Below are 11,336 nucleotides of genomic sequence, written 5' to 3'. Positions count from 1 at the left end.
AGTCCGCACCACCGCACCACCGGCCGTGGCACGCCTCACCGGCTACGGTCCGGCCGCACTGCGCCGCGAAGCCGAGCACGTGGCCAGCGCCCCCGAAGGCGGCAGGAACCACGCCCTCAACCGTGCCGCTTTCAACCTGGGCCAGCTCATCGCCACCGGTCACCTGACCGAAGCCGACGCCATCGACGAACTGTCCCGCGCAGCTGCGCAGGCGGGCCTGGACGAGCGCGAGACGGCCCGAACTATCGCCTCCGGCATCAAGGCCGGTCGCCAGCACCCGCGTATCCCGCGCACTGCCGAGAGGAGGGCCGCGTGACCGAGACCGAGGAGACGCAGAGCCCTGCCGTGCGTCCGGTCACCCGCTCCGGCCCGGTCCCCGACGAGGCCGTCTACCAGGGCTGGCTGGGCGAAACCTCGCTCACCCTGACCAAGACCAGCGAAGCCGATCCGGTCGCGGTGCTCGCCACGCTCATGGCGTTCTTCGGCGTGATGGCCGGACCCGGCCCCTACGCCCAGATCTCCGATGACCGCCACCCCGCGCTGCTGTGGCCGCTGATCCTCGGACACACCGGCATCGGCCGCAAAGGCACCTCGCTCGGTGTCGCGGCACGCCTGGTCAAAGCCGCCGACCCAGTGTTCCACAGCGAGAACGTCACCTCCGGACTCTCGTCCGGCGAGGGCCTGATCGCCGCCGTCGCGGACGAGGAAGACGGCGCGAGCGGCGGCAAGCTGCGCCTGGTCATCGAGACCGAGTACGGCGTGACCATGAGCCGCGCGGGCCGGGAGGGCAACACCCTCTCCGGCGTGCTCAGGCAGGCATGGGAGGGCGACGACCTCTCCACACTCACGAAGGCCTCGGTGCATGCCACCGCGCCGCACATCGGCATCCTGGCGCACATCACCCCCGGCGAGTTCCGCCAGCGTGCCAGCGGCGTGGACATGGCCGGAGGCACCTACAACCGGTTCCTGCCCATCTACTCCGAACGCTCCAAAGAGATCCCCGACGGCGACGGAGCCCCCGAAGACCTCGTCAACAACCACGGCGCGGTGCTGCGCGAACTGGTCAAACAGGCCCGCGACCTACGCCGCATCCCGCTGACCGACGCGGCCCGCGCGTACTGGGCGGAGGTGGTCTACAGCGCGCTGTCCGGCGCTCAGCCCAGCGACGGCACCGTCGCCCAGTTCACCGCCAGGGCGACGCCGTACGCGCGGCGGGTCGCGATGCTCTACGCCCTGGGCGACGGGAAAACCGAGGTGGACGTGCCGCACCTGAAAGCGGCCTACGCCCTGGTCTGCTACTCACGGGCCACCGCCGCGTTCGTGTTGGGCACCGGCACCGGAGACGCCCGCCTGGACAAGGTCATCGTCGCGCTCGATGCGGCCGGCGCGCAGGGCCTCACCCGCTCGCAGCTCTCCGACCTATTCTCCCGCAAGCTCACCCGAACCCAGCTCGATGACCTGCTCTCGAAGGTCGAGGCCATCCCCGGCGTCACCCGCACGCAGCGGCATGGAGCGGGACGGCCCACCGACGTGTGGACCCTGGCGGGGGCGAAAAAAGCGAATGAAGCGAAATAAGCGCTCCCACCTGGCCTTTCTCCCTCGCCGCCGTGGCGAAGTAAGGCGAAAAAAGGTCCCTGGCCCGGACTTCTTTCGCCTTACTTCGCCGCCCCCGCGAACACGTTCCCGCAGCTCACCGGCCTTTTTTCGCTTACTTCCCTTATTTCGCCAACCCCCTGGCGGCGAGTTAACCCCCGGCCCCAACACGAGAGGACCCGGCATGACCGCCCAAGACACCACACCACCCCGTGGCACGCCTCGCGTGATGCTCACGGTCGAGCAAGCCGCAGACGCGCTCGGCATCGGCCGAACCACCGTCTTCGCGCTCATCAAAAGCGGCGAGCTCCGCTCGCTCCTCATTGGCCGCTCGCGGCGAATTCCGCTCGACGAAGTCGAGGCCTATTCGGCCCGGCTGACGGCCGAACAGCACCCGACCACCCAACCGCTTGACCACTGAACAGGAGACCCACCATGCCCCGCAAGAAGCGTCCTGAAGGCACCCGCGCACCCAACGGAGCGGGCTCCCTCTACTACAGCGAGACGGACGGTTACTGGCACGGCCGGATCATCGTCGGCGTGAAAGACAACGGCGAGCCGGACCGGCGGCACCGAAAGGCCAAGACCGAAAAAGGCGTCATCGACAAGCTCAATGAGCTGCGCGCCGAAATCAGCGCCGGTCAGCTGCGCAAGCCCGGTCGTTCCCCGCTCGTTGCGGACTGGCTCACACACTGGGTGGAAGATATCGAATCGCGCACCGCGAGGTTCAAGACCCTCGCCGGTCACCGCACCGCCGTTTACCGGTACCTGATTCCTGGTGTCGGGAAGCACCATATGGACGCGATCGACCCGGAACACTTCGAGAAGCTATACACGAAGCTTGAGAAGTCCGGAGCAGGCGTCTACACGGTGCTTCAAGTCCACCGCACTGCGCGAGCCGCATTCAACGAGGCTATTCGCCGCAAGGTCATCATGGGTACGAATCCGGTATCTCTGGCAAAGCCGCCAAGGATTGAGGACGAAGAGGAGCGCGAGCCTTTCGAGCCGGACGAGGTGCGCCGCATCATCGCTGCTTCGCTCAGGCGTAGGAACGGCGTGCGCTTCGTGCTCGCCCTGGCGCTTGGAATTCGCCAGGGCGAAGCGCTCGGCATCAAGCGCGAGCGGCTTGACGCGAAGCGGCGCGCGTTGAGGTTCCCCAAACAGCTCCAGCGCCAGACGTGGCAGCACGGCTGCGAAGACCCTGCCGCCTGTGCGGCCCCACGGCACAAGACCGCAGTGTGCCCGGAGCCCTGCAAGCGGCACAAACGGCCGGAGACGTGCCGACCGTGCCCAGCGAACTGCACAGGGCACGCGCGCCACTGCCCACAGCGCCACGGGGGCGGCTTGGTAGAGGTTCCCGTGAAGTCTCGCGCCGGCCGCCGGTACATCGTGCTGCCTGACCGGCTCTGGGACATGGTCGAAGCGCACAACGCAGAGCAGGACCGCGAGCGCGAGTTCGCTGGCACCGAGTGGCATGACGAGGGCTGGATGTTCGCGCAGGAGAACGGCAAGCCGATCGACTCGAAAGCCGACCGCGCGGAGTGGCGGGAAGTGCTCGCCGAGGCAGGCGTGCGTGAGGCCCGGCTGCACGACGCTCGGCACACAGCGGCAACGGTGTTGGCGCTCTTGGAGGTCGCTCCGCGAGCCGCGATGGACTTCATGGGCTGGTCGAACCCTGACATGATGCTGCGCTACCAGCACGTCACAGACGCCATGCGCAAGGACATCGCGAAGCGGCTCGGAGACCACCTCTGGGACTCCGGCGAGGCGGCTTAAGGTCCGCGAACAGGTACCAACTGAGACCGTAACTGAGACCCACGAACGAGTCAGGGCCGGTAACCTCAATGGGTCACCGGCCCTGACCTGCATTTTCTGTTGTGGAGCCAAGGGGACTTGAACCCCTGACCTTCTGTCTGCCAGACAGATGCTCTACCAGCTGAGCTATGGCCCCTTATATAGATCCGCCCAGCTGGGAGGACTTTTGGTCCCGCCAGGAACAAACGCTTTGCGTATCCATGGAATCACTCTGTTCCCGGGCGGGCTCCGCCATATTAGCCAACGCGGGAGCGAAACGCGAAATCCATAAGCCGCCGGACGGGTCTGGCACGTCAGGCCAGGGCGGCTCGCCCGTCCGCATCACCGTTGCTGTCGCCCTCACCATCCGCGTCCGCGTCCGCGTTGGCGTCGTCGCCGATGACCGGCTCGGGGAGGGAGCCCGCGTTGTGTTCGAGCAGGCGCCAGCCGCGGGAGGCCTCGCCGAGGACCGACCAGCAGCAGTTCGACAGGCCGCCGAGGCTGCTCCAGTGCTCGGGGGGCAGGCCGAGCAGGCGGCCGATCGCGACGCGGGAGGAGCCGCCGTGGCTGACCACGACGAGGGTGCCGCGCGGGGGGACGCTTTCGAGCGCGCGCAGGATCGCGGGGACGACGCGGTCGGCCACCTCGATCTCCAGTTCGCCGCCGCCGCGGCGGACCGAGTGGTCGCGCTTCCAGGCCGCGAACTCCTCCGGGAACTTCTCCCGGATCTCCGTGTCCGTCAGGCCCTGCCAGGTGCCCGCGTAGGTCTCCCGCAGCCCCTTGTCGAGCATGACAGGCAGGCCGGTCAGCGCGCTCAGCTCACGGGCCGTGTCGGCCGCGCGGGCGAGGTCTGACGCGGTGATCACGTTCGGGCGCAGCGCGGCGAGGAGCCGGGCGGCGCGGCGGGCCTGGTCGCGGCCGACGGCGTCGAGCGGCACGTCGGTCTGGCCCTGGAACCTGCCCTCGACGTTCCACTCGGTCTGGCCGTGCCGCCAGATGACGACGCGACGGCCGGGGGCGTGGTAGGCGTGGCGGTCGGATGGGGAGCCAGGGTCGGCGGCGGGCTCAGACTCGGGTTGGGGTGGGTTGGAGTCGGGAGCGTCGCCGGCGTTGAGATCGTCGCCGGGAGTCATTGGGCGCCGCCGAAGTCGGCCGCGGGGCCCGCGGACCGGCCGCTGGTGACGGATGCGGGCAGGCTGATGATCGGACAGTCCTTCCACAGCCGCTCGAGCGCGTAGTAGGTGCGCTCCTCGGCGTGCTGGACGTGCACGACGATGTCGATGTAGTCGAGCAGCACCCAGCGGCCTTCGCGCTGGCCCTCGCGCCTGGCCGGCTTGGCGCCCAGTTCGAGCAGCTGCTCCTCGATCGCGTCGACGATGGCCCTGACCTGCCGGTCGTTCGGAGCGGACGCGAGCACGAAGGCGTCCGTGATCACGAAGACGTCGCTCACGTCGTAGGCCACGATGTCATCGGCGAGCTTGTCCGACGCCGCCTGCGCCGCCGCAATCGCGAGCTCCCTCGCCCGGTCGGTCGCTGTCACTCTCGGCACACCTCTCAGTTCGGTAGGTCTGAGCCAACTTTGTAGTGGTAATTCGTAGTGGTAACAGGGTCTCACGGAGGGGTGACCAAGCGCGGCGAGTGGCGGTTCAGCGCGTTCTACCTGCGGGAGCGCGGTTCGTCAGTTGGTGGTGCCGGGGAGGGTGACGTTGGCCAGCTTGGGCCAGTCGGCGCCGAGCAGCACGGTCGCGTCAGCGAAGGTGCTCATCCCGGACACTACCTGCACGTCGTTGGGCTGAAGGCCGAGCGTCGCGGCGAGCTGTACCGCGGCCGACTTCGCGCCGTCCGAGCCGACTTCGACCACGCTGGTGGACCGGTGGGCGACCGTCGCGCCGTCGACGAACGTGTAGCCGCCGTTCGCGAGGCGCGCCTGCGCGGCGCCTCGGATGGCCTGGGACTGGATGCCGGAGTGACCGGACGCGTCCTCGACCAGGACTCGGGAGATCTGTCCGTTGTTCTGCGTGTTAAGGGCGCCACCGAGCAGGCTGCTCACGATGGGCGCCGCGGCCTGCACGTTCAGCTCGTTCGAGCCGTCGGTGCGCAGCGGCAGTGCCTTAGCGGTAAGCGCACCGGCCTGCTGCTCTGCCGCGAGTGCCGCGAGGATCGGGCTCAGCTTGCTCTCGGGGAGGGCTGGGTCGTCGACGATGCCCAGGTGGTTCAGGTACGCGGTGATCGCGCCGGCGTCCGTGGGCAGCGCCGCGAAGAGGCCGCTGACGACCTGTCCGAACCGCTCGATCTGGGCATCGGGGCCCTCGCCCTTCGCCGTGTACGTGCTGTAGGCGACGGCCTGACCGCCCGTCAGCTTCTGGTTGCCGACGGGGATTGCTGCCGCGGTAGGACTGGCAGTGGCTGCCGGGACCGCGACGTCGGCGTTGAGCTGGATGCCACCGATCTGGTCGATCAACCCGGCGAAGGTGACCTCGTCCATCCGCCACACGCCGTCGATGTTGACGCCGAGCGCGTCGGCGACTGTGTCCTTACCGGCCGCGGGAACGGATTGGGCCATGTTGCCGCCGAAGGCCTGCTGGCCGAATCCGGTGCTGTTCACCACCATCTGAGAGGGGATCAGCACGCTTGCGCCCTTACCGGTCACGGTCTTCGAGGTGCCGGTGCCTGTGGTCGCCGTGTGGTCGGTAACGAGCAGCGCATCGGCTACCGCATTGCCGGTGGAGTCGCTGATCTGGAGCAGGACCACGGACTTCGTGGGGCCGCCGCCTCCGATCAGCGATCCGCCGTTGAAGAGCGCGTACGCGCCGATGCCCGCCGCGACCAGGGCTACCGCGACGCCCGCGCCGATCAGCCGGCGCCGGAAGCGCTTGGTCCGGTCCGCGCGGCTGTCCGCGCGCGACTCGACGAAGGTGAGCCAGCCCTTGACGTCCTGGCCGGTCTCCTCCTCGATGAACGCGAAGTCGGCGGCCGTGTAGCCGTCGTTGGGACGAGGGGCCCCTTCCGGCGGGGGCGGCACGACCGGGTCGGTGACGGTCGGCGGCTCGGGGGCGCGAGCCGGAGCGGCTGCCGCGGCGTTCGTGACCGACGAGGAGGAGGCCGAGAACGACGAACCGGTGTCGAAGAGGTCGTTGTCGTCGAAGAGGGCGTCGGGGTCCGAGGCGGGCGGCGTGGGCGGCCGGGTGGGCGCGGAGGGCGGAGGCGCGGTGGGGGTGGCAGCCGTGTAGGAGGGGGGCTGCCCGAACGGCGTACGGGACGACGGCTGACCGGCTTGGTGCGGGAAAGGCTGGGGTGACGGTGCGTCGTTCCGTGACGGTGCGTCGTTCCGTGAGGGTGCGTCAGGCCACACAGCGTCAGGGCGCGGTACGGAGGGGGGCGGCTCAGGCGGCGACGCATACGGCTGCGGCGAGAACGGTTGCCGCGCAGGCTGCGGAGGTGCCGCCGGCGGCTGCGAAGCGTACCCCGTGGGCGAGTACGGATCGTTCAAGCCATAGCCGACCGGGTTGTAATACGCGGGCTGATCGTTCGGCGGGACCTGGTGCTGGCCGGAGGAGAACGCGTCGAACACCGGGCCGGGCTGTGCCTCGGGCTGCCCGCCCTGAGGCTGGCGCCAGTCGTAGGCGTAGTCGTACTCGTGCCCGTAGTCGTGCTGCGGCTGGGCGGGCTGCTGCTGCCCGTAGCCTGCGGGCGGCCGCGGCGGCGCGGGCAGGCTGCCCTCTTCCTCCGGATTCGGCTTCCGGCGGCGTCCGGGTCCGCTCACGGTGCCTCCTGCGCGGTCGGGTCCGGCGCGGCCCCCCACTCATGCGGGCGGCCGAGGTGTTCTCCAGTGTCAGCAGGGTCCCGGTACAGGCCGCGCTTGTTGATGTACTGCACGATGCCGTCCGGTACCAGATACCACACGGGTTCGCCGCGGCGTACCCGTTCGCGGCAGGCCGTCGAGGAAATCGCCAGCGCCGGGACCTCGATCAGGGAGACCTTGCCGACGGGCAGGCCCGGATCGGCCAGCGGGTGCCCAGGCCGGGTACAGCCGACGAAGTGCGCCATGTCGAACAGCTCGGCGGCTTCCTGCCAGGTGAAGATCTGCTCGAGCGCGTCGGCGCCGGTGATGAAGAAGAACTCGGTGCCCGCGGGCCGCTCGGCGCGCAGATCGCGCAGGGTGTCGACGGTGTACGTCGCGCCGCCGCGGTCGATGTCGACCCGGCTGACCGTGAAACGCGGGTTGGACGCGGTGGCGATGACCGTCATCAGGTAGCGGTCCTCGGCGGAGGAGACCAGCCGGTTGTCCTTCTGCCAGGACTGGCCGGTCGGGACGAACACCACCTCGTCGAGCTCGAACAGCGACGCGACCTCGCTCGCCGCGACCAGGTGGCCGTGGTGGATCGGGTCGAAGGTGCCGCCCATCACGCCGACGCGGCGCGCGCGTGCGGGCTGCCGGGACCCGGCGTCCGCTCGGGACACCGCCGTGTCGGGGGACTGGGGGTCGCTCATGCGCACCGACCCTACCTGGCTCACCCCGCGGTTACACCAGCACTTGGGCTGCTTGTCCTATTTTGCCGGGAATTACTTGTCCCGGTTGAGCCGGGTCACCAGGAACAGCAGCACCAGGAAGATGATCATCACGACGATCGCGTTGAGGGCCGGGTTGATGCCCGCGTAGCGGCCGCTGCCCTCTGCCAAAACGGTAAGCGCGTGCACCGTGTCCGTCCTTACTTCCACTCGATCGCCATAGGCTTAGGTACCCGGTTCGCGGCTCTCGCCCGCTCAGGCACGCTGCGCTCTCCGGTCGCGCCCTAAATATAGAGGGCCGCGCCGCGCGCCTCGCCGAGAGGGTCGGTCAGTCGCGGTTCTTGTCCTGCGTCTCGCCCGAATCGCGGTAGCCGCGCAGTACCAGCCAGGCGATCAGGATGACCACGGCGAGGCCGCCGAAGATGTAAAGGCGCAGGAAGATCCCCGGCGGGGTGTTGTCCGGGGCGTTGACCGCCAAAAGAATCTGTTGCACGACTCGACCATACGCGCCACGGCACGCCCTGGCAGACGCCGGGTCGGTAATGTGGCGATCCGGGAACCTCCCGACTCCACGAGGGGGCACAAGTCCATGTCACAGCCATCGCAGGCCGGGGAACCGGCCGATCGCGTGCCCGACCGCAACCGCCGCCGTTTCCCGGAGATCAGCTCGCGCGCCTACGAGCATCCCGCCGACCGCGCCGCGCTGACCGCCCTGCGCAAGCTGAGCGGGTTCGACACGCTGCTCAAGAAGCTCAGCGGCCTGATCGGCGAGCGCAACCTGCGGCTGATGCTGCTGGCCAACGCGGTCCAGGTCTCCGACCGGCAGTTCCCGCGGCTCGACGCGATGTTGACCGACGCCTGCGAGATCCTGGACGTGCGCGAGCGCCCGCAGCTGTTCGTGCAGCAGACCCCGCTGGTCAACGGTATGACCATCGGACTGGACAAGCCGGTGATCGTGCTGACCACCGGGCTGGTCGAGCTGCTTGACGAGGAAGAGCTGCGGTTCGTCGTCGGACACGAACTCGGCCACGCCTTCTCCGGCCACGCGGTGTACCGCACGATGCTCATCTGGCTGATGAACCTCAGCGGCGCGGTCGCGTGGCTGCCCGGCGGCCAGCTCGGCATCCAGGCGCTGATCACCGCGCTGCTGGAGTGGTTCCGCAAGGCGGAGCTGTCCAGCGACCGGGCCGGGCTGCTGGTCGGCCAGGACATCGAGGCTGCGGTACGCACCCAGATGAAGATGGCCGGCGGCGCGCACCTGCACGAGATGAACGCGCTCGCCTTCATCGACCAGGCCCGCGAGTACGAGGCCGGCGGCGACATCCGCGACTCGATACTGAAGCTGCTGCTCACCCGGGACCAGACGCACCCGTTCCCCTCGGTGCGCTCACTGGAGCTGACCCGCTGGGTCGAGACGGGCACCTACAACCGGATCCTCGGCGGCGACTACCCGCGCCGGGACGGGGACGCGGCCGCCTCGGCCACCGAGGACGCGAAGGCCGCCGCCGACTCATACGCCGAATCGGTGCGTAACAGCGCGGACCCGCTGATGGCGAAGCTACGTGAGTTCGCCCGCGACGCCTCGGGAATTGGCGACCGCATCGGAGGCGCTATGTATCGCCGGTGGGGTCAGCGCCCGAACGGCGAGGAGCCGGGCCGGGACGCGGACGACACTGAGGAGTGACCAGTACCACCGAGTGAACCGGTGCGGCCGGGTGAACCGGTGGGACTGAGTGACGTGTTAAGGCATCGCGGCGACGTGTTAACGACGCGTGCCCGGTGACGGCCAGACGACGAACCTGAGGAGCAGCCCGCATGGGAATCAAGGACATTCCGCTCAAGGCGCTGGACGGCACCCCGACCAGCCTCGGCGAGCACACCGACCGAGCCGTGCTCGTGGTCAACGTGGCGTCGAAGTGCGGACTGACCCCGCAGTACTCGGCGCTTGAGGAGCTGCACAAGGCCTACTCGGACCAGGGCTTCTCAGTGGTCGGATTCCCGTGTAACCAGTTCGGCGGCCAGGAGCCCGGCACCGCAGAGGAGATCCAGACCTTCTGCTCGACGACCTACGGCGTCACCTTCCCGCTGTTCGAGAAGATCGACGTGAACGGCGCGGACCGCAGCCCGGTCTACGCCGAGCTGACCAAGACCGCCGACGCCGAGGGCTACACCGGCGACATCCGGTGGAACTTCGAGAAGTTCCTGCTCGACGGCGAGGGCAACGTGGTGGCCCGGTTCGGTCCGCGCACCGAGCCGGACGCGCCCGAGGTGATCTCGGCCATCAAGACCCTGCTGTAGCCCGTCGGTCGCGGCGCGGGCCGCGACGGGTTACGAGAACGAGCGCGCGACGCTGCGTCAGCGGGCGGATGGCCGCCCGGCGACGAGGGCAGCTTGCTGCCAGCCGGGGCGCTGAGCATGGACGGCGCGTCAGCCCTCCGTAAGACTGTTCCCCATGGTGCAGTGGAGGGGTTGGCGCGCCGCCGACCTTCCCGAGCTGACCGGCCGGGTGGCCCTGGTGACCGGGGCGACCAGCGGGATCGGCCTTGAGACGGCGGCGCAATTGGCCCGGGGTGGGGCCCGCACTCTGCTCGGCGTCCGCGACCTGGAGCGCGGCGCACGGGCAAGGGACCGGATCGTGGCGCGTCATGCCGGGGCGTCCGTCGAACTGGTGCGCGTAGATCTGGCCTGCTTGGAGTCCGTGGAGGACGCCGCGCGGGAGATCGCGGACCGGGCCGGGCACATCGACGTCCTGGTGAACAACGCCGGGGTGATGGCGCCGCGGCCGGAACTGACCGCCGAGGGCTTCGAGCTCCAACTGGGCACGAATCACCTGGGGCACTTCGCCCTGACTGGCCGTCTGCTGCCGCTCCTGCTGGCCGCGGACGGGGCCAGGGTGGTGACGGTGACCTCGCTGATGCATCGCACCGCGAGCGGGGCGGGGCTGAGCGAGCCCGCTGATTTCAAGACTCTGCCGCACGGCTCGCGGTGGCTGGGGTATTCGCGTTCGAAGCTGGCGAACCTGTTGTTCGCGCTCGAACTCGACCGGCGGGTACGAGCGTGCACCGGCTCGGCGGCCGTGCTGCGTTCCATCGCCGCACACCCCGGCTATACGCGCTCGGAACTGGTAGCGCACGCCAGCATCGGGCAGCGTGCGGTGATCGGCCAGATCGCCCAGGTGTCCACGGGCATCATCGGCCAATCCACGGCGTCGGGCGCACTGCCTTCGCTGTACGCGGCGACACACCCGAATGCGGCCGGTGGTGAGTTCTTCGGGCCGCGCTTAGGCATGCGCGGGGCGCCGATACACGTTAAGCCGAGTCACGTGGCCCGCGACAAGGCGCTCGCCGAGCGACTGTGGGCGGCGTCGGTCGAGGCGACGGGGGTCGGGTACGAAGAGCTGTGCACGCCGCGCTAGGGGACCCGGTTCAGGCGCCCAAGCT

Annotated in this window: 12 protein-coding genes, 1 tRNA gene and 1 pseudogene; 7 read left to right on the top strand and 7 right to left on the bottom strand. The window is 69.2% G+C overall.

Features of this window, described 5'->3' with window-relative positions:
• The 4 genes and pseudogenes from VFB40_RS08270 to VFB40_RS08255 all read left to right on the top strand — a co-directional run.
• Positions 1 to 316, top strand: a pseudogene (locus tag VFB40_RS08270) (bifunctional DNA primase/polymerase); the annotation flags it as partial.
• Positions 313 to 1,575: a YfjI family protein gene (locus tag VFB40_RS08265; RefSeq protein WP_324848709.1), complete on the top strand. Its 1,263-nt coding sequence runs from the start codon at positions 313 to 315 to the stop codon at positions 1,573 to 1,575. The pseudogene VFB40_RS08270 and the gene VFB40_RS08265, both read left to right, overlap by 4 nt.
• A 202-nt stretch (positions 1,576 to 1,777) precedes the next feature.
• Complete coding sequence (locus tag VFB40_RS08260; RefSeq protein WP_324848708.1) at positions 1,778 to 2,014, top strand: helix-turn-helix domain-containing protein; 237 nt, start codon at positions 1,778 to 1,780, stop codon at positions 2,012 to 2,014.
• Positions 2,015 to 2,028: 14 nt separating this feature from the next.
• On the top strand, positions 2,029 to 3,369 hold the full coding sequence (locus VFB40_RS08255) for a tyrosine-type recombinase/integrase (protein ID WP_324848707.1): 1,341 nt from the start codon (positions 2,029 to 2,031) through the stop codon (positions 3,367 to 3,369).
• A gap of 102 nt (positions 3,370 to 3,471) precedes the next feature.
• Here the strand turns inward: VFB40_RS08255 and VFB40_RS08250 are convergent.
• The 7 genes from VFB40_RS08250 to VFB40_RS08220 all read right to left on the bottom strand — a co-directional run bounded on the left by VFB40_RS08250 (position 3,472) and on the right by VFB40_RS08220 (position 8,389).
• A tRNA-Ala gene (locus VFB40_RS08250) sits at positions 3,472 to 3,544 on the bottom strand.
• A 157-nt stretch (positions 3,545 to 3,701) separates the two neighbouring features.
• Positions 3,702 to 4,520 carry a histidine phosphatase family protein gene (locus tag VFB40_RS08245; protein ID WP_324848706.1) on the bottom strand — a complete coding sequence of 273 codons (819 nt, stop codon included), beginning with the start codon at positions 4,518 to 4,520 and terminating at the stop codon, positions 3,702 to 3,704.
• Positions 4,517 to 4,927, bottom strand: coding sequence for a ribosome silencing factor (gene rsfS, locus VFB40_RS08240; RefSeq protein ID WP_324848705.1), 411 nt, complete (start codon positions 4,925 to 4,927; stop codon positions 4,517 to 4,519). The genes VFB40_RS08245 and rsfS overlap by 4 nt, the downstream gene beginning before the upstream one ends.
• A gap of 138 nt (positions 4,928 to 5,065) precedes the next feature.
• Positions 5,066 to 7,150: an LCP family protein gene (locus tag VFB40_RS08235; protein WP_324848704.1), complete on the bottom strand. Its 2,085-nt coding sequence runs from the start codon at positions 7,148 to 7,150 to the stop codon at positions 5,066 to 5,068.
• Positions 7,147 to 7,791, bottom strand: a complete 645-nt coding sequence (gene nadD, locus VFB40_RS08230) for a nicotinate-nucleotide adenylyltransferase (protein WP_414642058.1) — start codon at positions 7,789 to 7,791, stop codon at positions 7,147 to 7,149. Before nadD ends, VFB40_RS08235 begins: the two co-directional genes overlap by 4 nt.
• A gap of 159 nt (positions 7,792 to 7,950) precedes the next feature.
• Positions 7,951 to 8,085 (bottom strand): hypothetical protein, encoded by a 135-nt coding sequence (locus VFB40_RS08225; RefSeq protein ID WP_324848702.1) that lies wholly within the window; start codon positions 8,083 to 8,085, stop codon positions 7,951 to 7,953.
• Positions 8,086 to 8,224: 139 nt separating this feature from the next.
• Positions 8,225 to 8,389 carry a hypothetical protein gene (locus VFB40_RS08220; RefSeq protein ID WP_324840732.1) on the bottom strand — a complete coding sequence of 55 codons (165 nt, stop codon included), beginning with the start codon at positions 8,387 to 8,389 and terminating at the stop codon, positions 8,225 to 8,227.
• Between the two features lie 96 nt (positions 8,390 to 8,485).
• On the opposite strand from VFB40_RS08220, the gene VFB40_RS08215 reads away from it, so the two are divergent.
• The 3 genes from VFB40_RS08215 (at position 8,486) to VFB40_RS08205 (ending at position 11,311) form a co-directional block, all read left to right on the top strand.
• Positions 8,486 to 9,580 carry a M48 family metallopeptidase gene (locus tag VFB40_RS08215; protein WP_324848701.1) on the top strand — a complete coding sequence of 365 codons (1,095 nt, stop codon included), beginning with the start codon at positions 8,486 to 8,488 and terminating at the stop codon, positions 9,578 to 9,580.
• A gap of 131 nt (positions 9,581 to 9,711) precedes the next feature.
• Positions 9,712 to 10,194 carry a glutathione peroxidase gene (locus VFB40_RS08210; RefSeq protein ID WP_324848700.1) on the top strand — a complete coding sequence of 161 codons (483 nt, stop codon included), beginning with the start codon at positions 9,712 to 9,714 and terminating at the stop codon, positions 10,192 to 10,194.
• Positions 10,195 to 10,348: 154 nt separating this feature from the next.
• On the top strand, positions 10,349 to 11,311 hold the full coding sequence (locus VFB40_RS08205; RefSeq protein WP_324848699.1) for an oxidoreductase: 963 nt from the start codon (positions 10,349 to 10,351) through the stop codon (positions 11,309 to 11,311).
• Positions 11,312 to 11,336 lie beyond the last annotated feature (25 nt).

It is taken from the genome of Actinocrinis sp. (genome assembly GCF_035650855.1).
In the GTDB taxonomy this organism is placed as follows: Bacteria; Actinomycetota; Actinomycetes; order Streptomycetales; family Catenulisporaceae; genus Actinocrinis.
Note: the sequence above shows the minus strand (reverse complement) of the source record. Positions and strands in the feature narration are given on the sequence as shown.